At 71.1% G+C, this 22,661-nt stretch carries 19 protein-coding genes; 15 read left to right on the forward strand and 4 right to left on the reverse strand.

Annotated features, from left to right (window positions below; translation table 11 throughout):
- Positions 1-25 precede the first annotated feature (25 nt).
- From EDF27_RS07685 to EDF27_RS07715, 7 genes are all read left to right on the forward strand, one after another.
- On the forward strand, positions 26-2,335 hold the full coding sequence (locus EDF27_RS07685) for a family 78 glycoside hydrolase catalytic domain (protein ID WP_132048028.1): 2,310 nt from the start codon (positions 26-28) through the stop codon (positions 2,333-2,335).
- 326 nt (positions 2,336-2,661) lie between these two features.
- A complete protein-coding gene (gene rhaI, locus EDF27_RS07690) occupies positions 2,662-3,831 on the forward strand; it encodes an L-rhamnose isomerase (RefSeq protein ID WP_132048030.1) in 1,170 nt (389 codons plus the stop codon).
- A gap of 2 nt (positions 3,832-3,833) precedes the next feature.
- Positions 3,834-5,918 carry a bifunctional aldolase/short-chain dehydrogenase gene (locus tag EDF27_RS07695; protein ID WP_132048032.1) on the forward strand — a complete coding sequence of 695 codons (2,085 nt, stop codon included), beginning with the start codon at positions 3,834-3,836 and terminating at the stop codon, positions 5,916-5,918.
- Positions 5,919-5,922: 4 nt separating this feature from the next.
- Positions 5,923-7,416 (forward strand): rhamnulokinase family protein, encoded by a 1,494-nt coding sequence (locus EDF27_RS07700; protein WP_132048034.1) that lies wholly within the window; start codon positions 5,923-5,925, stop codon positions 7,414-7,416.
- 128 nt (positions 7,417-7,544) lie between these two features.
- Positions 7,545-8,735: an alpha-hydroxy acid oxidase gene (locus EDF27_RS07705; protein WP_123656005.1), complete on the forward strand. Its 1,191-nt coding sequence runs from the start codon at positions 7,545-7,547 to the stop codon at positions 8,733-8,735.
- Between the two features lie 79 nt (positions 8,736-8,814).
- Entirely contained in the window at positions 8,815-9,750 is a 936-nt protein-coding gene (locus tag EDF27_RS07710; protein WP_132048036.1) for an ATP-binding cassette domain-containing protein, read from the forward strand.
- Positions 9,747-10,958: an ABC transporter permease gene (locus EDF27_RS07715; RefSeq protein ID WP_132048038.1), complete on the forward strand. Its 1,212-nt coding sequence runs from the start codon at positions 9,747-9,749 to the stop codon at positions 10,956-10,958. Before EDF27_RS07710 ends, EDF27_RS07715 begins: the two co-directional genes overlap by 4 nt.
- 57 nt (positions 10,959-11,015) lie before the next feature.
- On the opposite strand, the gene EDF27_RS07720 is transcribed toward EDF27_RS07715, so the two are convergent.
- A complete protein-coding gene (locus EDF27_RS07720; protein WP_123702012.1) occupies positions 11,016-12,212 on the reverse strand; it encodes an ROK family protein in 1,197 nt (398 codons plus the stop codon).
- A 134-nt stretch (positions 12,213-12,346) separates the two neighbouring features.
- On the opposite strand from EDF27_RS07720, the gene EDF27_RS07725 reads away from it, so the two are divergent.
- The 4 genes from EDF27_RS07725 to EDF27_RS07740 are packed head-to-tail and all read left to right on the forward strand — an operon-like array spanning position 12,347 to position 17,196.
- Entirely contained in the window at positions 12,347-13,642 is a 1,296-nt protein-coding gene (locus EDF27_RS07725; RefSeq protein ID WP_132048040.1) for an extracellular solute-binding protein, read from the forward strand.
- An 11-nt stretch (positions 13,643-13,653) separates the two neighbouring features.
- Positions 13,654-14,604 carry a sugar ABC transporter permease gene (locus EDF27_RS07730; RefSeq protein ID WP_123702008.1) on the forward strand — a complete coding sequence of 317 codons (951 nt, stop codon included), beginning with the start codon at positions 13,654-13,656 and terminating at the stop codon, positions 14,602-14,604.
- A complete protein-coding gene (locus EDF27_RS07735) occupies positions 14,604-15,506 on the forward strand; it encodes a carbohydrate ABC transporter permease (RefSeq protein ID WP_132048042.1) in 903 nt (300 codons plus the stop codon). The genes EDF27_RS07730 and EDF27_RS07735 overlap by 1 nt, the downstream gene beginning before the upstream one ends.
- Before the next feature lie 25 nt (positions 15,507-15,531).
- Positions 15,532-17,196 (forward strand): glycoside hydrolase family 13 protein, encoded by a 1,665-nt coding sequence (locus EDF27_RS07740; protein WP_132048044.1) that lies wholly within the window; start codon positions 15,532-15,534, stop codon positions 17,194-17,196.
- A 99-nt stretch (positions 17,197-17,295) separates the two neighbouring features.
- Here EDF27_RS07740 and EDF27_RS07745 read toward each other — a convergent pair whose 3' ends face one another.
- From EDF27_RS07745 to pnuC, 3 genes are all read right to left on the reverse strand, one after another.
- Positions 17,296-17,955, reverse strand: coding sequence for a hypothetical protein (locus EDF27_RS07745; RefSeq protein ID WP_123655672.1), 660 nt, complete (start codon positions 17,953-17,955; stop codon positions 17,296-17,298).
- 201 nt (positions 17,956-18,156) lie between these two features.
- Positions 18,157-18,840, reverse strand: a complete 684-nt coding sequence (locus EDF27_RS07750) for a hypothetical protein (protein ID WP_132048046.1) — start codon at positions 18,838-18,840, stop codon at positions 18,157-18,159.
- 33 nt (positions 18,841-18,873) lie between these two features.
- Positions 18,874-19,539 (reverse strand): nicotinamide riboside transporter PnuC, encoded by a 666-nt coding sequence (gene pnuC / locus EDF27_RS07755; RefSeq protein ID WP_123702002.1) that lies wholly within the window; start codon positions 19,537-19,539, stop codon positions 18,874-18,876.
- A 367-nt stretch (positions 19,540-19,906) separates the two neighbouring features.
- Here pnuC and EDF27_RS07760 point away from each other — a divergent pair, with 367 nt between their 5' ends.
- The 4 genes from EDF27_RS07760 to EDF27_RS07775 all read left to right on the forward strand — a co-directional run bounded on the left by EDF27_RS07760 (position 19,907) and on the right by EDF27_RS07775 (position 22,651).
- Entirely contained in the window at positions 19,907-20,461 is a 555-nt protein-coding gene (locus EDF27_RS07760; protein ID WP_132048048.1) for an alternate-type signal peptide domain-containing protein, read from the forward strand.
- Positions 20,462-20,538: 77 nt separating this feature from the next.
- Positions 20,539-21,135 carry a TasA family protein gene (locus EDF27_RS07765; protein ID WP_132048049.1) on the forward strand — a complete coding sequence of 199 codons (597 nt, stop codon included), beginning with the start codon at positions 20,539-20,541 and terminating at the stop codon, positions 21,133-21,135.
- A complete protein-coding gene (locus EDF27_RS07770) occupies positions 21,132-22,016 on the forward strand; it encodes a hypothetical protein (RefSeq protein ID WP_132048051.1) in 885 nt (294 codons plus the stop codon). The genes EDF27_RS07765 and EDF27_RS07770 overlap by 4 nt, the downstream gene beginning before the upstream one ends.
- Entirely contained in the window at positions 22,004-22,651 is a 648-nt protein-coding gene (locus EDF27_RS07775) for a signal peptidase I (protein ID WP_132048053.1), read from the forward strand. The genes EDF27_RS07770 and EDF27_RS07775 overlap by 13 nt, the downstream gene beginning before the upstream one ends.
- Positions 22,652-22,661 lie beyond the last annotated feature (10 nt).

Raw genomic sequence — 22,661 nt, forward strand, 5'->3', positions numbered from 1 at the left:
CGACGACGGCCGCCGGAAGGACACCATGACCAGCTGGACCGCACCGTTCATCGCGAGCGACACCGACCTGGGCAGCGCTCCGATCCTGCGCCGGGAGTTCACCATCGACGACGGCCACGGCGCCGTCCGCAGAGCGACCCTCGACGTCAGCGCCCTCGGCGTCGTCGAGGCGTGGCTCGGCGGGACCCGGGTCTCCGACCACCTGCTCGAGCCCGGGTGGACGAGCTACGAGTGGCGCATCCGCGTCGCCTCGCACGAGGTGCTCTCGCAGCTGCGCTCGACAGCCCCGGGTGCGGCGGTCGTGCTCGCACTCGTCATCGGCAACGGCTGGGCGGCCGGACGGCTCGCATGGGGCGGCGGTGGCGGCTGGTACACGGACGAACGCGCCGGGTTCGCCGAGCTCCGCATCGAGTTCGAGGACGGCCACGTACAGACCGTCGCCACGGACACCGACTGGCAAGCGCTGTCGAGCGCGATCACCGCCGACCAGCTCTACGACGGTGAGGACATCGACGGCCGCCTCCGCGACGGCAGCTTCCTGACGCCCGGCACGGTGACGACGCCGAGCACCGACGGACACACCGGCACGACGACGACGGTCCACACGGTCGACATCGGCGACCGCGAGCTCGTCGCCGACACGGTCCCGCCGGTCCGACCGCTCGCCGAGATCACCCCGGTCGAGGTCTGGACGAGCCCGTCCGGCGCGACACTGGTCGACTTCGGCGTGAACCTGGTCGGCTGGCTCCGCGTCGTCGCCTCCGGTCCGGCCGGCACCGTCCTGACGATCAAGCACGCCGAGGTGCTCGAGCACGAAGAGCTCGGCACGCGCCCGCTGCGCACGGCGAAGGCGACGGACCACTTCACCCTGAGCGGCGCTGCGGAGGACCGCTTCGAGCCCCGCTTCACGTTCCACGGCTTCCGGTACGCGTCCGTCGAGGGCTGGCCAGGCACCCTCGACGAGCTCCGGACGGCACTGGTCGCGGTGCAGGTGGGCTCCGACCTCACCAGGACCGGCACGTTCGAATCGAGCCACGACCTGCTCAACACCTTCCACGACAACGTCGTCCGGGGCATGCAGGGCAACTTCCTGAGCGTCCCGACCGACTGCCCACAGCGCGACGAACGCCTCGGCTGGACGGGCGACATCGCGGCGTTCGCTCCGACGGCGTCGTACCTGTTCGACACCAGGGCGTTCCTCGGCGACTGGCTTCGCGACGTGTGGCTCGAGCAGCAGCACGCCGACGGGGTCATACCGTTCGTGGTGCCGGACGTGCTGAAGTACTCCCCCGCCGAGGACTTCGGCAAGCCAGACGCCACCGCGATCTGGTCCGACGCCGGGGTCTGGGTGCCGTGGACGCTCTACCAGGCCTACGGTGACACCGCCGTACTCGAAGAACAGCTCGACTCGATGGTCGCGCACCTGCGTCGGATCAAGGACCACCTGTCGCCCCAGGGCCTCTGGGACACGGTGTTCCAGTTCGGCGACTGGCTCGACCCCGACGCCCCGCCGGAGGACGCGGCGAAGGCGAAGGCCGAACCGGGCGTCGTCGCGACGGCGTGCGCGTACCGCAGCGCGACTCTGGTGGCGCAGGCGGCGCGCTTGACCGGCCACGAGGCGGAGGCGAGCGAGGCCCAGGAGCTGGCCACGAGCCTCCAGGCCGCGTTCCGGGAGCACTACGTGACGGGCGGACGGATCACGTCCGACTGCACCACCGTCTACGCGCTCGCCATCGTGTTCCGGATCCTGTCGGACGAGGAAACCGCGGCGGCCGGTGACCGACTCGCGGAGCTTGCGGCCGCGTCGGGGTACCGGATCTCGACGGGCTTCGCCGGCACGCCGTTCATCACGGACGCGCTGACGCAGACGGGTCACATCGACGACGCATACCGGCTGCTGCTGCAGACGGAGTGCCCGTCGTGGCTGTACCCGGTGACCATGGGGGCGACGACGGTCTGGGAGCGCTGGGACTCGATGCTCCCCGACGGCACGATCAACCCGGGCGAGATGACCTCCTTCAACCACTACGCACTCGGTGCCGTGGCGGACTGGATGCACCGCGTGGTGGGTGGCCTCGCGCCGCTGGAGCCCGGGTACGCGTCGGTGCTGATCGCGCCGCAGCCCGGCGGGGGCCTGACGTGGGCATCCACCTCACTCGAGAGCGTACGCGGGCGGATCGCGGTGCGGTGGGAGGTGATCGACGGCGAGCTCCAGGTGCAGGCGACGATCCCGGACGGCGTGACCGCCGTCGTGCGGCTGCCCGGCCTCGACGAGCAACGGCTCGGCGGCGGTACGCACGAGCTGCGTGCGCCGGCCGCGGTCCCCGCGGGGTAGGCCGGGCGGACCCGCCGGGTAGGCCGGGCGGACCCGCCGGGCGGCCCGGCCCGGCCCGGCCGCCCGGCCGCCCGGCCCGGCCGCCCGGCCCGGCCGCCCGGCCCGGCCGCCCGGCCCGGCCCGGCCCGGCCCGGCCCGCGGCCCGCGGCCGTTCGCACAACCGAAACCACCTCGCACCACGGGATCTCGCGGTGCGGAACGCTTTTGGTTGTGCGGAAGCGATCCGCACCGCTTGCGCGACGGGCGCGCACGCCGCACCGCTTGCGCCGCGCTCCGCCGACGACTACCGTATGAAACGATTCAATCGCACACGAGGAAGTGACACGATGACATCAGCGAGCTTCAGCTCCGTCGCCGAACAACTGGCGCGCCAGCAGATCGAACTCCCGTCCTGGGCCTTCGGCAACTCCGGCACCCGCTTCAAGGTGTTCAGCACACCCGGCACCCCGCGCGACCCCTACGAGAAGATCGCGGACGCCGCGCAGGTGCACCGGTACACCGGGCTCGCCCCCACCGTCGCGCTCCACATCCCGTGGGACGTCGTCGACGACTTCGCGGACCTGAAGCGTCACGCCCAGGAGCACGGGGTCTCCCTCGGCACCGTCAACTCGAACACGTTCCAGGACGACGACTACAAGTTCGGCGCACTGACCCACGTCGACGAGTCGACCCGGCAGAAGGCGATCGACCACCACCTCCGCTGCATCGACGTGATGGACGCCACCGGCAGCCGTGACCTGAAGATCTGGCTCGCCGAGGGCTCGAACTACCCGGGGCAGGAGGACATGCGGAGCCGCCAGGACCGCCTGCACGACTCCCTGTCGACGATCTACGACCGGCTCGGGGACGACCAGCGCCTGGTGCTCGAGTACAAGTTCTTCGAGCCGGCGTTCTACCACACGGACGTCCCGGACTGGGGCACCAGCTACGTCCAGACGAGCGCGCTCGGGGACAAGGCGATGGTCTGCCTCGACACCGGCCACCACGCCCCCGGCACGAACATCGAGTTCATCGTGATGCAGCTCCTGCGTCTCGGGAAGCTCGGTTCCTTCGACTTCAACTCGCGCTTCTACGCGGACGACGACCTGATCGTCGGCGCCGCGGACCCGTACCAGCTGTTCCGCATCCTGGTCGAGGTCGTCCGCGGCGGCGGCTACGACAACCCCGACGTGGCGTTCATGCTCGACCAGTGCCACAACGTCGAGGACAAGATCCCCGGCCAGATCCGCTCGGTGCTGAACGTGCAGGAGATGACCGCCCGTGCGCTGCTGCTCGACCGCGTGGCGTTGACCGCCGCGCAGGAAGCCCACGACGTCCTCGGCGCGAACGAGATCTTCATGGACGCGTTCCAGACGGACGTCCGGCAGGACCTCGCCGCCTGGCGCGAGTCCCGCGGACTCCCCGCGAACCCGATGCGCGCCTACCTCGACTCCGGCTACCAGCGCACGATCGCCGACGAGCGTGTCGGCGGCGTCCAGGCCGGTTGGGGCGCGTGACCATGAGCAACAGCCTGGAGGCCCGGGTGGACCCCGCAACGCGCGACACCGACGCAGACACCACGATCAGTGCCCTCATCGCGCGGTCGAACGCGCTCGGCTCCGATCCCCGCATCACGAACTACGCCGGCGGGAACACCTCCGCGAAGGGCACCGCCACCGACCCGGTGACCGGCGAACCGGTGGAGCTGCTGTGGGTGAAGGGCTCCGGGGGCGACCTCGGGACGCTGACCCCCGCTGGCCTCGCGGTGCTGCGGGTCGACCGGGTCCGCGCGCTCCAGGACGTCTATCCAGGCGTCGAGCGCGAGGACGAGATGGTCGCCGCGTTCGACTTCTGCCTGCACGGCAAGGGCGGCGCCGCGCCGTCGATCGACACGGCGATGCACGCACTGGTCGACGCCCCGCACGTGGACCACCTGCACCCGGACGCCGGCATCGCCATCGCCACCGCGGCCGACGGCCCGGCCCTGACCGAGACGATCTTCGGCCAGAAGGTGGTGTGGGTCCCGTGGCGCCGTCCGGGGTTCCAGCTCGGGCTCGACATCGCCGCGATCAAGCGCGACCACCCGGAGGCGATCGGCACGATCCTCGGCGGGCACGGCATCACGGCGTGGGGTGACACCAGCGACGAGGCCGAGCGCAACTCCCGCTGGATCATCGACACCGCGGAGCAGTACATCGCACAGCACGGCGCAGCGGACCCGTTCGGCCCGGTCCGCCGGGGCTTCGAGGCGTTGCCCGTCGACGAACGACGTACCCGTGCGGCCGCGCTCGCGCCGACCATCCGCGGCATCGCCGGCCACGACAAGCCGGTCGTGGGGAGCTTCACCGACAGCGACGTCGTCCTCGACTTCCTGGCGTCCGCACGCGCCGAGGAACTCGCGGCCCTGGGCACGAGCTGCCCGGACCACTTCCTCCGCACCAAGGTGAAGCCGCTCATCCTCGACCTGCCCGCGACGGCCACCGCCGAGGAGCAGATCGAACGCCTGCACGAGCTGCACACGACCTACCGCGAGGACTACCAGGCGTACTACGACCGGCACGCCGACGAGCAGTCCCCCGCGATCCGCGGCGCCGACCCGCTCATCGTGCTGGTCCCGGGCGTCGGGATGTTCTCCTACGGCAAGGACGCCCAGACCGCCCGCGTCGCCGGCGAGTTCTACGGCAACGCGATCAACGTCATGCGCGGCGCGGAGTCCCTCAGCACCTACGCCCCGATCGACGAGGCCGAGAAGTTCCGCATCGAGTACTGGGCCCTCGAAGAGGCGAAGCTCCAGCGGATGCCCGCACCGGCGAAGCTCGCCACCCGCATCGCCCTGGTCACCGGCGCGGCGAGCGGCATCGGCAAGGCGATCGCGAAGCGTCTCGCGGCCGAGGGGGCGGCGGTGGTCATCGCGGACCTCGACCTCGAGAAGGCACAGGCGACCGCGACGGAGATCGGGAACACCGACAGGGCGATCGGCGTCAGCGCGAACGTCACGAGCGCCGCCGACATCGAGCGTGCGGTCCAGGAGACCCTGCTGCACTTCGGCGGCCTCGACCTCGTCGTCAACAACGCCGGGCTGAGCCTGTCGAAGTCCCTGCTGGAGACCACCGAGCAGGACTGGGACCTGCAGCACGACGTGATGGCGAAGGGCTCGTTCCTGGTGTCCAAGGCCGCCGCGAAGGTCCTCATCGAGCAGGGGCTCGGCGGCGACATCGTCTACATCTCGAGCAAGAACTCGGTGTTCGCCGGCCCGAACAACATCGCCTACTCCGCCACGAAGGCCGACCAGGCCCACCAGGTGCGACTCCTGGCGGCCGAGCTCGGCGAGCACGGCGTCCGCGTCAACGGCATCAACCCCGACGGGGTGGTCCGCGGCTCGGGAATCTTCGCGTCCGGCTGGGGTGCGAACCGCGCGAAGACCTACGGCATCGAGGAACAGGACCTCGGGAAGTTCTACGCCCAGCGGACGATCCTCAAGCGCGAGGTCGTGCCGGAGAACGTCGCGAACGCCGTCTACGCGATCTGCACGGACGACTTCTCGCACACCACGGGGCTGCACGTGCCCGTGGACGCGGGCGTCGCCGCGGCGTTCCTGCGCTAGCGCCATGGCCAGCAGCAGCGGCAGCGTGGCCGCGGTCGACCTCGGCGCCACGAGCGGCCGGGTGATCGTCGGGCACGTCGACACGGACGGCGTGCGGATGGAGCACGTCGCCCGGTTCCCGAACGGTCCCGTGACGCTCCACGAGCACGACCGGGACGCCCTGCACTGGGACGTCGTCGAGCTCTACCGGCAGGTGACCGTCGGGCTGCGTGACGCCGTCGCCCGGCATCCGGACATCGCCAGCATCGGCATCGACTCCTGGGCGGTGGACTACGGCCTGCTCCGTGACGGCCGGCTGCTCGGGCTGCCGTACGCCTACCGCGACGAGCGGCACGAGCGCGGGGTCGCCGAGGTGCACGCGCGCATGGACGCCGCCGAGCTGTACCGCCGGAACGGCCTGCAGCACCTGCCGTTCAACACGCTGTTCCAGTGGGCCGCGGACCCGGCGGTCGGCGGAGCCGACCGTGCCCTGCTCGTCCCGGACCTCCTCGGGTACTGGCTCACCGGCGTCGAGGCGGCCGAGCGCACGAACGCATCGACGACCGGGGCCCTGAACGCCACCACGCGTGGGTGGGACCCGGCGTTGCGGGCTGCCGCGGGCCTCCCGGCCGGGTTGCTGCCCACCCTGCGCGATCCCGGAGACCGACTCGGTCCCCTGCTGCCGGCCGTCGCCGACCTGGTCGGTGCCAGGACCGGTCGGCGCAGCGCGCCCGTCACGCTCGTCGGGTCGCACGACACGGCCTCCGCCGTCGTCGCGGTCCCCGCGACCGAACCGGACTTCGCATACATCTCCTCCGGCACCTGGTCCCTGGTCGGCGTCGAGCTCGACGCGCCCGTCCTGTCGGACGCGGCGCGCGACGCGAACTGCACGAACGAGGGCGGCGTCGACGGCCGGGTCCGGTTCCTCAAGAACGTGTCCGGGCTCTGGCTGCTCTCCGAGAGCGTCCGGACCTGGGAGCGTGGTGGCGCGAGCATCGACCTGGAGGCCCTCATCGCCTCCGCCGCGGCCGTCACCACCCCGGTCACCGTCTTCGACCCCGCGGACGAGTCGTTCACGCCGCCCGGCGACATGCCGACCAGGATCGCGGCGTGGTGCTCGGCGCACGGTCTCCCCGCACCGACGACCCGCGCGGAGTTCGTGCGGTCGATCCTCGAGTCGCTCGCCGCGGCCTACGCGTCCACGCTGCGGACGATCACCGAGGTGACGGGCAAGGACATCCGCGTCGTGCACGTCGTCGGCGGCGGATCGCAGAACCGGCTGCTCTGCCAACTCACCGCGGACCGCACCGGGCTGCCCGTCCTGGCGGGCCCCGTCGAGGCCACGGCGCTCGGCAACGTGCTCGTCCAGGCGCGCGCCGCTGGACTCGCAGGCCTCGGAGGGGCTTCACTGGAGGCACTCCGGAGCATCGTCGCGCGGACCGTCGAGCCCGTGCGCTACTCCCCCACGGCGCCGTCGCGCGCCGAACCCGACCGGACCAACGTCAGGAGCCACGCATGACCACCACCGACGACGGCACGCGCATCGACCCCGCGACCGGAGCACCGTTCCCCGGGCCGGGGAGCGCGTCGACCGCACGGCCGAAGGTCAAGCGGCAGCTGCCGACGGTGCGCGACCTCGCGCCGCTGATGCAGTTCAAGAAGCCGGACCTGAACGCCCGGCGTCGGCGGCTCGACCAGGCGCTGACGATCTGGGACCTCCGGGACATCGCCGAGCGCCGCACCCCGCGTGCCGCGTTCGACTACACCGAGGGCGCCGCCGAGGCGGAGATCTCGCTCGCCCGTGCGCGCCAGGCGTTCGAGGACATCGAGTTCACGCCCGCGATCCTGCGCGACGTGTCCTCGGTCGACACCTCCTGGGACGTGCTCGGGTCGCCGGTCGCGTACCCGTTCGGCATCGCGCCGACCGGGTTCACGCGGATGATGCAGACCGAGGGCGAGCGGGCCGGAGCCCGCGCCGCCGGACGCGCGGGCATCCCGTTCGCGCTCTCCACGATGGGCACCACCGCGATCGAGGACGTCCGCGATGCCAACCCGCACGGCCGCAACTGGTTCCAGCTCTACATGTGGAAGGACCGCGAGAAGTCGATGGCGCTCGTGTCCCGCGCCGAGAAGGCCGGGTTCGACACGCTCCTGGTCACCGTCGACGTGCCCGTCGCGGGAGCGCGGCTCCGCGACAAGCGCAACGGGTTCTCGATCCCGCCGCAGCTCGGCGTGAAGACCATCGTGAACGCGATCCCGCGGCCGTGGTGGTGGTTCGACTTCCTCACCACCGAGCCGCTGGCGTTCGCCTCGCTCGACCGCTGGTCCGGCACCGTCGGGGAGCTCCTCGACCACATGTTCGACCCGACCGTCACCTACGAGGACCTCGCCTGGATCCGCTCGCAGTGGAAGGGCAAGGTCGTCGTCAAGGGCGTCCAGTCCCTGGCGGATGCGAAGCGTCTGGCCGACATGGGCGTCGACGGCATCACGCTCTCGAACCACGGCGGCCGGCAGCTCGACCGCGCCCCGGTCCCGTTCCACCTGCTGCCGCAGGTCGTGAAGGAGGTGGGGAACGACACCGAGGTGCACCTGGACACGGGCATCATGTCCGGCGCGGACATCGTCGCCGCCGTCGCCCTCGGTGCGCGGTACACGATGGTCGGCCGGGCGTACCTCTACGGGCTGATGGCGGGTGGCGAGGCCGGGGTGGACCGGATGATCCAGATCCTCTCCGAACAGATCGAGCGCACCATGCGCCTGCTCGGTGTCGCGTCGCTCGAGGAGCTCGAGCCCGGTCACGTCACCCAGTTGGCGCGCCTGGTGCCCCTCGGCCGGTAGTCAGCGTCGATCCGGACCGTCCCCGGAGGGGGCGGTTCAGCGGCGGCCGGTAGGGTCGGCGGAGCGAGAAGGGGGCTCCATGGCCGGGGCGAGCATCAGCGTGCAGGACTTCGTGATGCGGTTCGGGGACCGTGCGGTGGTGGACGGGCTCTCGTTCGACATCGCCCCCGGTGAGACCTTCGGGCTGCTCGGCAGCAACGGCTCCGGCAAGACGACGACGATCCGCGCGCTGCTCGGCATCACGTCGCCGACCTCGGGCACGCTCACGATCGACGGGCACCCGTACCGGCCGGCCACCGGTGGGATCGGGTACCTCCCCGAGGAGCGCGGGCTGTACCGCAAGGAGTCCGTCCTCGACGTGATGACGTACTTCGCGGCGCTCCGCGGCATGAAGCGCCCCGCGGCGACGGCCTGGTCGATGGACTACCTGGCGCGGGTCGGGCTCGCGGACCGGGCGAAGGCCCGCGTCGACAAGCTCTCCGGCGGGCAGCAGCAGAAGGTCCAGCTCGGGATCACGATCATGGACCGGCCGCGCCTGCTCATCCTCGACGAGCCGACGAAGGGCCTCGACCCGGTGAACCGCCGGCTGCTGCTCGACCTGGTCGACGAGCGGAAGGCCGACGGTGCGACGGTGATCCTCGTGACGCACCACATGGACGAGGTCGAGCGGCTCTGCGACCGGATCCTCCTGCTCAAGGACGGCACCGCGGCCGCGTACGGCTCCATCCCCGAGGTGCAGGACACCTTCGGCGGCGCCGTCGCGAAGGTCGCCCTCGACGGTCCGGTCCCGCCGTCCCCGCGCTACAAGCTCGCCCGGCACGAGGGGCACGTTGCCTACCTCGTGCCCTCGACGTCGGCAGCAGCGGACGGGTCGGACATCCTGGCGTCGCTGGTCGCCGCGGGCGTGCACGTCACCGGCTTCGAGATGCGCCGGATCCCGCTCGACGAGATCTTCGTGCAGGTCTACGGCCACGACGCGGGCGCCGACGAGCGCATGGCGGGAGGAGCACGATGAGCCGCATCGGCACCGTCATCCGGTTCGAGTTCGTCCGCGCGGTCAAGAAGCCCGCGTTCTGGATCGGCACCCTCGCGCTCCCGTTCGTCATCATCGTGGTGTCCCTGCTCGTCGGGGTCGGGCAGGCCGCCGGCACGGACTCCGCGGTCTCGAGCTCGTCGGCGACGAAGACCCCGTTCCACTACGTCGACCACTCAGGCCTGGTCTCGGAGTCCGTCGCGGCACGCTGGGGCGGGACCCCGTCCACCGATCCGTCCGGGGACCGGGCCGACGTGGTCGCCGGCCGGCTCGACGCGCTCGTCGTGTTCCCCGAGTCCCCGTCGACGGACTCGATCACGGTGACCGCGAAGGACCGCGGGCTGTTCGAGAACGGCGGGTACTCATCGCTCGCGCAGCGCGTGCTGGAGCAGAGCGTGGCCGCGGAGGTCGACGACCCCGAGGCGGTCAGCATCCTCCGCTCCCCACCGACCGCGGACGTGACGGCCTACGCGAACGGGAAGGTCGCGCCCGGGTGGCTGTCGATCGTGCCGCCGTTGGTCTACGTCGCCGCGTTCTTCGGCCTGGTGATCCTGCTCGCCGCCCGCATGGTGACGGTGGTCGTGGAGGAGAAGGAGAACCGAATCTCCGAGATGATCCTCACCACGGTGACCGCCGGGGACCTCATCCGCGGCAAGGTCGTCGCGATGCTGCTGGTCTGTCTGGTCCAGATCGGGGTGTTCCTGGTGCCCGGCCTGCTCTCGCTCGTGGTCGTCGTCCCGCTCGTCGCCGGCCGGGTCGGGGACGTCGTCATCGACCCGTGGCGGATGCTCGTCGGCGCCCTGCTGCTGCTCGGCGGGGTGCTGCTCGCCTCGGCGCTCTTCGTGACCGTCGGCGCCGCGGTCCCCTCGATCAAGGACGCCTCGACGCTGCAGTCGGCGGCGATCTTCTCGCTGATCATCCCGGTCTACGCGGCGTTCTTCGTGATGACGAGCCCGTCGTCGCCGGTCGCCACCTTCTTCACGTACTTCCCGACGTTCACCCCGGTCACCGCGATGGTGCGGAACGCGGTCGGTGCGCTGTCCCCGGTGGAGTCGGTGATCTGCATCGTCGAGGTGTTCGCCGTCGCGTTCGTGCTGCTCTGGTTCGCGCAGTACCTGTTCCGGCACTCGGTCGCCCAGTACGGGTCGAAGGTCACCGTCCGGCAGGTGCTCTCCTGGCGGCGGCGCTGACCCGCACGCGCGTGGCCGCAGGCACCGTGACGGTCACCGTCACCGTCACCGTCACCGTCACGCGACGATCGCGGTCCGCCCGGGCAGACTGAGCGCGAGCGGTGCCTCGCGCACCACGTCGAGTGCCAGCGCGATCGCACCGCGGACGACGACGTCCGCGCCGAGCGTGGACGCGACGATCGTCGGCACGGGGTCGTAGTGCCACGTGTCGAGCAGCCGGCGGGCGTGGGCGATGACGACCTCCGCCGGCTCGGCGATGGCGCCGGCGACCACGACGCGGTCGATGTCGAGCAGGCTCGCGAGCACCACGCAGACCCGGGCGAGCCGGTCGCCGAGCCGTTCGACGAGCTCGACCGCGACGGCGTCGCCGGCCTCGGCGGCGGCGAACAGCGCCGCTGCGTCGATGCCGTCCGGGGCCGCGGCGAGCGGGGTGCCGGGGAGCACGCGACCGTCCGCGACCGCCTCGGCGGCGAGCACCCGAGCCGTGCTCCCGAGTCCCTCGGGCGAGCCGACGCCGGCCACCAGGTCGAGCACGCGCATCTCGCCCGCGCCGCCGTGTGCGCCGCGGAGCAGGGTGCCGTCGACCACGAGCCCGGTGCCGAACCGTTCGCCGGCGAGCAGTGCGGCGAACGAACCGTCGCCACCGGCACCGCGTTCGGCGACGGCCGCGAGGTTCGCGTCGTTCTCGACCACGACCGTGCCCTGCCGGAGCACCGCCCCGAAGCCGGGGTTCATCGCCGCCCAGTAGCCGCCGTCGTCGGCCGGCGAGGCACCGACGGCATCGACGGGCGCGGGGACCCCGACGGTGGTGACCAGGACGTCGTCGCCGGGGACCGCGGCCGCCGCAAGTGCCCGTGCGACCGTGTCCCGGATGACCCCGAGCCGGACGGGCACGTCGAGGCCGGCCTCCCCGAGGTCGCCGGAGGCACGCCCGAGCACGGTCCCGCGCAGGTCGGCGACGAGCACGGCGATCCGGTGCTGCCCGGCGTCGATGCCGACGACCACGCCCGCGCGCTCGTCGAGCCCGTACCGCCGGGCCGGACGTCCCATCCGGTACTCCCCCGCCGCGCGGGCGTCGTCGAGCTCGCGGATCCAGCCGAGCCGGACGAGTTCGTCGCAGGCCGCGAGCACGGTGGAGCGGGTCAGGCCCGTGGCGTCCATCGCCTCTGTTGCGGTGAAGGCGCGCGCGGCGAACGCATGGTCGAGCACGATCTCGGCACTCGACCCGCGTGCGGTTCCACGGCGCTGCGGCATGTCGTGACACTACCGCGACGCGAGTTCCTTGCGCTATTAGATTTTCTCGCTACATTTAGTCCTGCGGGCGGCACCGGAGCCGGTCCGCGATTCTGGAACGGCAGGGACGCCGGGTCCGGACGGACGGAGACGACGTGAAGCAACACGCCACGACTCGGAACACCGCGGGGGTCAGCCGACGGTCGTTCCTGCTGGGGGCCGGCGGCATCGCCAGCGGTTTCGCACTCGCCGGGTGCGCCCCGATCGGATCGTCATCGAAGCGACCCGAGACGATCACGTTCTACGTGTCGAAGCCCGAGGTCATCGGGTACTTCGACGACCTGATCGCCCAGTTCCACGACAGCCAGTCGAGCGTGCGGGTGATCCGCGACTCGACGTCGAACATGTCCGCGAACTTCGTGCGGAACGCGCCGCCGGACCTCGGGTGCTGGAACTACAACTTCTCGGTCGTGCCGTTCGTCGAGCACGGGGCCCTCACCGACCTGTCCGACCTCGAGCAGGCGGACACGATCAACCCCGACCTGTGGCCGCTCATGGAGCAGACCGCGGACTACCCGGGCCGCAAGAGCGCACTCCCCTACTCGGTGATGTCCGCCAGCGTGATCTACAACAAGCAGCTGTTCGCCGACAACGGCGTCGACGTCCCAACCACCTGGACCGAGCTCGCCGCCGTCTGCGACAAGCTCACCGCCGCCGGGGTCACGCCGTTCTACAACACCTACAAGGACACGTGGACGATCGCCCAGGGGATGTTCGACTACAGCATCGGCGGTGCACTCGACGTGCCGGCGACCTTCACGTCCCTGCAGCGTGAGGGCACGAGCGTCGGCAAGGACTCGAAGGTGTCGTTCGAGAAGGACTTCGCGATGCCGATGCAGCGCATGACGCAGCTCGCGAAGTGGTCGAACAAGGACGCCGCCAGCCGTGGGTACGGCGACGGCAACCTGGCGTTCGCCCAGGGCAAGGCCGCGATGTACATGCAGGGACCGTGGGCACTCGGCGAGATCGCGAAGACCACGAAGAACATGGACCTCGGCACGTTCCCGCTGCCCGTCACCGACGACCCCGACGACCGGAAGGTCCGGGTCAACGTCGACCTCGCACTCTGGATCCCGGAGCAGTCGAAGAAGCAGGAAGCCGCCCGCGACTTCCTGACCTTCCTGATGCAGCCGAAGGTCAACGACAAGTACAACGCGGACAACAACGGCTTCGGCGTCCGGAAGGACGCCCCGCCGGCCTCGAACCCCGCGCTCGCCGGCATGCAGTCGTTCTACGACTCCGCCGCGTTCTCCCTCGGCGCCTCGCAGCTCATCCCCGCCGAGATCCCCGTCGCGAACTACGCCCAGGCGATCGCCCTGGGCGGCGACCCCGCGCGGCAGCTCCGCACCCTCGACGCCGACTGGGCGCGGCTCGCGCTCCGGTCCGCCTAAGGAGTCGACGAATGGCAACCACGACCACTGAATCGATCACGACGGCGGACCGCAGCCGCCGTGGCGGAGCCGCACCGGGCCTCCCGGCCGGCATGCGCCGTCCACGGCGGCGACTCGACCCGGTCTTCCTCGCGTTCCTCCTGCCGACGCTCGTCATCTTCACGCTGGCGATCACGCTGCCGGCCGTGATGGGCATCGTCCTGAGCTTCACCGACTCCGTCGGGTTCGGCGAGTTCGGGTTCATCGGGCTGACGAACTACCGCGCCGTGTTCTCCGACCCCGCGATCCTGCAGGCGTACCTCTTCACGATGGGCTTCGCGCTCGTCACGGTCCTGCTGGTGAACGCGATCGCGTTCCTGCTCGCCATCGGCCTGACGTCGAAGATCCGCGGGAAGATCGCACTCCGCGCGGTGTTCGTCCTGCCGATGGTGATCTCCGGCATCGTCATCGCCTACGTGTTCTCGTTCCTGTTCTCGAACAGCCTGCCGGCCGCGGCGACCGCGCTCGGCTTCGGCCCGCTCGAGCAGAGCATCCTCGCGAACCCGGACCTGGCGTGGATCGCGATCGTCATCGTCACCGCGTGGCAGGCGATCCCGTCGACGCTCCTCATCTACATCGCCGGCGTGCTCTCGATCCCCGGCGACGTGTACGAGGCGGCATCGCTCGACGGCGCGTCGTCATGGCGGCAGCTGCTCTCGATCACGGTGCCGCTCACCGCGGGCTACATCGTCATCAACCTCGTCATCGGGTTCAAGAACTTCCTGAACGCGTACGACGTCATCGTCGGTCTCACGAACGGCGGCCCCGGCACCTCGACGACCAGCGTCGCGATGTCGATCTTCAACGGGTTCTCCAACGGCGACTACTCGTACCAGATGGCGAACGCGACGATCTTCTTCGTGATCGCCGTCGTCATCGCCATCGTCCAGCTGCGGGCCACCCGCGGGAAGGCCTCGTTCTGATGACCGTCCAAGCACCGCTCAACACCCGCACCACGCTCACCGGCAGCGTCCGCTCCGTGGACGCCGACAAGACCCACGGCCGCCGCGGTCGGGGCAACTGGACCCTGACGATCGTCCTGGTCGTCTGCACGTTCTCCGTCCTGATCCCGCTCTACGTCACGCTGAGCATGGCGTTCAAGACCACCGGCCAGGCGGTCGACGGCAACGCGTTCTCGCTGCCGGCGCCGTTCAGTGTGCAGGGCTTCGTCGAGGCCTGGCAGCTGACCGACTTCCCGCGGGCGTTCGGCGTCTCGGTGATGGTCGCCGCGATCACCGTCGTCGGGACGATCCTGCTGGCGTCGTTCGCGGCGTACGCGATCGCCCGGAACTGGGAGCGCCGACTGTTCCGCTGGTCGTTCTTCTACCTGCTCGCCGCGATGTTCCTGCCGTTCCCGGTGCTCGCGCTGTCGCAGGTGAAGCTGACCGGCATGGTCGGGCTCGACAACCCGTTCGGCGTCGCGATCCTGCACGTCATGTTCCAGCTGTCGTTCAGCGTGATGCTCTTCACCGCGTTCCTCCGGTCGATCCCCGGGGAGCTCGAGGAGAGCGCCCGCATCGACGGGGCGAGCACGTGGCAGGTGTTCTGGCAGCTGGTGTTCCCGCTGCTCGCACCGATGAGCGCGACGGTCGGCATCTTCGCCTTCCTCGCCTCGTGGAACGACTACATGATGCCGGCGCTCATCACCGCGGACCCGGCGCTCCAGACGCTGCCGGTGCTCCAGCAGATCTTCCAGACCCAGTTCAGCAACAACTACAACGTGTCGTTCGCCTCGTACCTGATGGCCATGGCCCCCGCGATCATCGTCTACCTCGTCACCCAGCGATGGGTGATGGCGGGCGTGACGCAGGGTGCCATCAAGTGATCGACCGGACCCCCGAGAGGACCCCATGACCGACATCCTGGCCCAGCCGGCCACCGCGACCACCGCCACCGACGAGACCTGGTGGCGACAGGCGAGCGTCTACCAGATCTACCCCCGCTCCTTCGCGGACGCGAACGGTGACGGGATCGGTGACCTGCGCGGCATCACCGAGCGCCTGCCGTACCTGGCGTCGCTCGGCGTCGAGGCGGTGTGGCTCAGCCCGTTCTACCCGTCCGCCCTCGCCGACGGCGGCTACGACGTGGACGACTACCGCGACGTGGACCCGAAGCTCGGGACCCTCGACGACTTCGACGCGATGGTCGAGGCCCTGCACGGCGCCGGCATCCGGGTGATCGTCGACATCGTCCCGAACCACACGAGCGACCGGCACGCGTGGTTCCGCGAGGCCCTCGCCAGCCCGGCCGGGTCCCCCGCCCGCGACCGGTACGTCTTCCGCGACGGCACCGGTCCGGACAAGAGCGAGGCGCCCGCCGACTGGATCTCGATCTTCGGCGGCCCGGCCTGGACCGCCGCGGGCGACGGCCAGTGGTACCTGCACTCCTTCGCGAAGGAGCAGCCCGACCTGAACTGGGCGAACCGCGAGGTCCGCGACGACTTCCTGCACACGTTGCGCTTCTGGTCCGACCGCGGGGTCGACGGCTTCCGCATCGACGTCGCGCACGGGCTCGCGAAGGACCTCGGCGAGGTGCTGCCGACCTGGGCGGAGCTCGCCGAACTGCCGAAGGACGGCACGCACCCGCTCTGGGACCGGGACGACGTCCACGAGATCTACGCCGAGTGGCGGAAGGTGTTCGACGAGTACACGCCGGCACGCACCGCCGTCGCCGAGGCGTGGGTCGCCGCGGACCGCCGCGCCCGCTACGCGAGCGCCGACGGGCTCGGGCAGGCGTTCAACTTCGACCTCCTCGAGGCCGACTTCGACGCCGGGTCGTTCCGCAGCATCATCGAGTTCAACCTCGGCCTCGCCGAGCAGTCCGGCTCGTCGACGACGTGGGTGTTCTCCAACCACGACGTCGTCCGGCACGCCACCCGCTACGCGCTCCCCGCTCGGAACGGCGCGACCGAGAAGCAGGGCGGCGCCTGGCTCCTCGCCGGCGGGTCGCAGGACGACCTCGACCAGGACCTCGGGCTCCGTCGGGCGAAGGCCGCGACGCTGCTCGAACTCGCCCTGCCCGGTTCCGCGTACCTGTACCAGGGCGAGGAGCTCGGCCTGCAGGAGGTCGGCGACATCCCCGACGCCGACCGTCAGGACCCGGCGTTCTTCCGGAACCCGGGCGTCGACGTCGGCCGCGACGGCTGCCGCGTCCCGATCCCGTGGACCCGCACCGGTTCCTCGTTCGGCTTCGGCCCCGGCGGCTCGCACCTGCCGCAGCCGGCCTGGTTCGGCGCGTCCTCCGTCGAGGCCGAGGACACCGACCCGGACTCGACGCTGAACCTGTACCGGAAGGCACTCGGTCTCCGCGGGCAGCTGCAGTCCGAGGAGCACCTCGAGTGGCTCGAGACGGGTCGCGACGACGTCCTCGCGTTCCGCCGGCCGAACGGCTGGACGAGCGTGACGGTGTTCGGCGACGAGCCCTACGACCTCCCCGCCGGTGAGCTGTTGCTCGCCTCGGCTCCGGTGGCAGACGGCGCCCTGGCGGGCGTGGGGACGGCCTGGTTGCGCGCGTAGGAACGCGACCGGGGATCGGACGGGAGGCACGGTGCGGGCAGGCGCCGTGCCTCCCGTCCGTCACGGGGTGGCCCCGTGGCGGCCGTCACGTCCGGCGGGTCAGTCCGCCAGGACCGGTGACCTCGGGGCCGACGACGCCGGGATCAGGTCGAGGTCCCACGCGGGGACCTCGCGGCGGCGCCAACCCTCGCGGAGGGCGTGCACCGCGTGGTCGTACTCGGCCAGCACGTCGAGGTGCGGGCGCACGAGCAGCTGGATCTGCAGGCCCTCGTAGAGCGCGAGGAGCTGCGTCGCAGCGCGGTCGGCGGGGACGACGAAGTCCTCCGCACCGCGGTCGAAGTCGCGCTGGAGCCCGGCCGTCAGCGTGGCGACGTACTCCTCGTAGCGCTTCCGGAACAGTCCCGCGAAGGTCGTGTCCGCACCGGCGATGTTGATCACGCCCGCGAGGACCCGGACCAGGCCCGGGTCGGCGACGTCCTCGGCGAGGGTCATCCGCACGTGGTCGATGGTGCACGTCGGCTTCCGGAGCCGGGTCGACCCGCGGAGGGTCGTCCAGTGGTCGTAGGTCACGAGCAGCAGGGCGTCCCACGTGGGGAACGCCCGCGCGACGGCGTCGAGCGGCAGGCCGGCGACGTCCGCGATCACGGCGGCGTCGACCTGGTTGAAGGGGTGCAGGCGGTACGCACGGATGGCGGCCCTGATGAGGCGCTCCGCGGTCGTCTGTTCGTCGACGATCGTGTCGTCAGTGAGGGTCTCCACGGGACCATCCCACCCCATCGGCGGGCGGGTGTCTCGACCCAGACCGGGGGCCGTCCAGCCGGTGTAGTCGCGCCCGTTCCGGTGCGCGCTGGTGCGTGCGAGACGCCCTCGTGTGCACGAGACGCCGCCGTCCTGCCGAGACGCCTCGCTCTTCGGCGGCGTCTCGCGCGGCGTGCGGCGTCTCGCGCGGCGCCTTGCCGCTCACGCGTCGGGGAGGGCGAGCTTCGAGCCGCGCGGCTCCGTGTTCCGCGCGCCGTTCGGGGGCGGGGGCGTGTACGGCGGGGTGGCCTCGACCCGGCGGCGGGTCAGTTCCGCACGACCGAGCCACACCACGGCAGCGATCCACACCCCGCCCTGCAGCAGCATGGACGCGGGTGGGAACAGCAGCGCGATCACGGACTGCCATGCCAGGCCGCTGACGAGCGCTCCGATCCACACCGCCAGCCATCCGAGCGGCACCCACCGCAACCGGTCGATGCTCCCGATCGCCGGTCCGATCGTCTCGGCCGCCTTCGCGAGGACCTCGTCCCGGTCCTCGGGCAACAGCTCGGGCGGCCGGGCCGCGAACTGACGACCGATGCGCTCGGAGCGCCGCCACCCGACCAGGCGGGGCCCGGACGGCACGGGGACACGGCCGGCGGACCGCGTGAACGCCGCCGAGAAACAGCCGACCGCCGCGGCCCAGGCGACCGCCATCACCAGCGACGCAGCCAGGGTGCTGCCGGTCCAGGGCGTCGGCAGGTCCGTGACGACGAGGACCGCGCCCGCGACGAACGCGACGGCCGCGCCGACGATGGTGCGACAACGGAGCCGGACCGGGTCCAGGAACTCCCGTCGGTGTGCGCGGTACACGCGCCACCCGGTGCCGAAGGCGCCTTCGCTCATGCGCCCATCATGCTCGGCGGCGCTGAGGCATGCTCAGCCGACGGTGACCGGTGCTGCCGGGGGCTTCGTGCGCTGCTTCGCCCAGACGAAGAAGCCGGTCAGGGTGAAGACGCCGTAGAAAACGTACATCAGTCCGGACGCGTAGTACCCGGCGGAGAAGAGCAGCGGGACGCCGACCAGGTCGACGGCCACCCAGATGAGCCAGAACTCCACCCAACCCTTCGCCATCCCGTAGGTGGCGAGGAGCGAGCCGACGAAGATCCAGGCGTCGGACCAGACCGGCTCGTACGAGCCGAGCGCGCGGAAGATCGGCGTCAGCACCGCGGTGCCGCCCACCAGGGCGACGACGAGCAGGAGACGGGTCCGCCAGGAGGCCCAGCGCGGGTCGATCACGCTCGTCGCCTCCGCGGGACGGTGCGTCCACCGGTACCAGCCGTAGATGCTCACGATGACGAACATGACCTGGCGACCGGCCTGACCGAGCAGGTTGACCGGGTTCGGGGTGTCGAAGAGCGCCCCCATGAAGACCGTGAAGAGCAGGGCGTTCCCGATGATGCCGACCGGCCACGCCCAGACCTTCCGGCGCATGCCACCGAGCGCACTGAGCAGACCGAAGACGTTGCCGATCACCTCGCGCCAGAGCACCGTCTGGTCACCGATGACGATCTGCGCGTCGAACAGCCAGTGCACGATGCCCATGGGTCCCTCCTCGTTTCCGGTCGATGCAACCGTATGGGTCGGTCCGGCATTCCGCCGCACCCGTACTCGAATCGGGGTACAAACCATGTCCGCACTGTCGGGGACGAAAATCACCCCCGGACTGGGTCCATGCAAGTGCATGTTCCCTCTTGTCGGCACTTTGGGGGACCGGCTAGATTCGATACCGGAGCGGATCCAGCCCGCCCGAGTCGCTCAGAGCCTCGGAGCCCGGCGATCCACTCCCGGCACAGGTCAGCCGCGACCCCTCGAACCACTGGGTCGATGACAACGTCCCACCGGCACGACAACCCGAACCACCGTGCCCGTGGCCTTCAGCGCTCCCCCCTGCGCAGAAACGGACACCCCCATGCACAAGATCGTCACCGGTGCCATCGCCGGCGCCGCCGGCGTCGCCCTCCTCCTCGGCGGAGCGGGCACCTTCGCACTCTGGAACGCCAGCGCCTCGAGCGCCGCGTCCTCGATCAGCTCGGGCACCCTGACCCTGAGCGCCAACAACGACGGCGCTTGGACCGACATCACCAACGGCCGTTCCGCCGCGATCAACCCGACGACCGCGCTCATGGTCCCGGGCAACACGTACCAGTTCACGCAGACGCTGAACATCGGCGCGACCGGTCAGGACCTCAAGGCGAACCTGACCTACGCCAGCCAGAGCATCACCGGCGACGCCGCCCTCCTCGCGGCCACGACGAAGACCCTCGCGGTCACGTCGTCCAGCGCCTCCGTCGTGCAGTCGACCTCGAACGCGAACACCTTCGTGGTGTCGCCCTCGACGTCCACCTCCACCGTCAAGGTCGTCTTCACGATCTCCCTGCCGAGCTCCGCGACGAACGGCCAGGGCGGCACCCTCAACGTCGGCGCCCTCGCCTTCACGCTGACGCAGACCGCGATCGCGTCCTGAGCCTCGGCGTGGTGGGTCGGTGATCCGCTCACCACGCCGAGTCCACCCACACGACCACGACGACCAGGGGAACGAGCATGACCGGGACAGCGACGAGGACGGGGCGCCACCGCGCACCCCGCCGCGCGCGCTGGGTCTGGCCGACGGTGCTCGCCCTGGTCGTCGCGGTCGTCGTCGCGCTGGTCGGCACCGGCGGCACGTACGCCCTCTGGAACGGCGCGGCGAGCACCACGGCGTCGACCGTGAAGTCCGGGACGGCCACCATCCGCGTCGGTGCGCTGACGGCGATGAACACCGCGGTCCTCGCACCCGGGACCGGCGTGACCGGGACCTTCACCGTCGCGAACACGGGCACTGTCCCGCTCTCGATGCGGGTCGCGACCACCGCGACGACCGTGGCGTACGCGACCAGCGCCTCCAGTGCGACCGTGCTGGGTGAGGAGACCCTGAAGCTGTCCGTCGTCGCGACCGCCGCGGACTGCCGGACCGGACTCTCCGGTGCCAGCGCCCGCGTGGCGACGTTCGACACGGGCAGCGGCTACTACACCCTCCCCGTCGGCGCCAGCGGGATCGGCTGCGTCGAGCTCGACCTGGACGCCGACGCCCCCCAGTCCGTCGCCGGCGCCGTCACCGACTTCACGCTCACCGTCACCGGGACGCAGGTGGCCTCGTGAGCCGCCGGTTCCGCGTGCTCCTCGCCGCACTCCTCACCGCGGTGTTCGTCGCCGGCGGGTCGAGCGCGGCGTGGGCGCTGTGGACTGCCACCGCCACGACGGCGTCCAGCGTCACGATCGGCAAGGTCTCCGCGTCGATCAGCGGCACGAGTGCGATCACGACGACGTTCTCGTCCACCGTGACCTCCGTGACGAAGCCGGTCACGTTCACCAACTCCGGGTCGATCGCCGGGACCACCTCGACCACGGTCTCCGTCGTGTCCGGCAGCTCGATCGCTCTGGCACAGGCGGTCACGGTCGTCGCGTGGCCGGTCGCATCGGCTGCGGCCTGCACCGACTCGACGGCCGTCGGCAGCGGTTCCGTCACGGGCACCTGGGCATCGCTCCCGAGCATGTCGTCGAAGCTCGCCGCCGGTGCCAGCGCCGTCTGGTGCACGCGCAGCACGCCGACCTCGTCCGCGCCGGCCTCCACCACCACGAACGTCAACGTCAACCTCACGCTCACCGCGGGCACGTGGACCTCGGGCGTCCTGCAGGGCGGCTTCTACCTCAACACGCCCGCCGCGGCGGCAGCGCTCACGTGCACCGACCACAGCGGGAACTACGTCGACGTCACCTGGCCGGCGTCGTCCCGTCCGACGGACACCTGGTACGCGGCGTTCGTCGGCACCACGATGGTCGGGCAGAAGGCGCAGGACTACTCCGCGCGGATCACCCTCGCGCCGCAGGACATCCCCAAGAGCGTCGCGTCGAGCGGCACCGTCACGGTGACCGTGAAGGTCATCGACAGCGCGGGCACCGCGACGACCACCGTCGCCGGCAGCGGCCCCGTGACGCTCTTCACCCAGAACGACGGGGCGGCGATCCGATGCGGCGCCTGACGTCCTCCGCCGCCGCCCCGGCCCGGCGTACCGGCTGGCGTGCCGTCGTGCACGCGGTCGTCCTCGGCGCGAGCACGGGGCTCCTCCTGCTCGTCGCCGGACTGGCGGTCGTGCTCATCGTCATCCCGAAGGCCTCGGGGTCGACGCCGCTGACCGTGCTCACGCAGTCGATGGAGCCGACGCTGCCCCCGGGCACGCTGATCGTCGTGCGCCCCACGCCGATCGCGGACATCCACGTCGGGGACGTCGTCACCTACCAGATCGTGTCCGGACAGCCGGCCGTGATCAGCCACCGGGTCGTCTCGATCGCGTCCTCGTCCGACGGCTCCCGCACGTTCGTCCTCAAGGGCGACAACAACGCCGCCCCCGATGCGCAGCCGGTGACGGCAGCGCAGGTGCGCGGCGTCGTCTGGTACAGCGTCCCCGAGGTCGGGTACGTCAACCAGCTCGTCAACGGCTCGCGGAGCTGGCTCATCCCCGCCGTCGCGGGCGTGCTGCTCGCGTACAGCGCGGTCATGGTGACGGTCGGTGTCGTCTCCTCGGTCCGGCGCCGGCGTGCGCGGGCCCGGGACCGTGACCGTGGCCGGGACCGGGACCGGCGTCGTGGCCGGCGTCGTGGAGCGCACTCGGTCTAGGCTCGGGCGT

This window comes from Curtobacterium sp. PhB136 (assembly GCF_004346855.1).
Lineage (GTDB): Bacteria > Actinomycetota > Actinomycetes > Actinomycetales > Microbacteriaceae > Curtobacterium.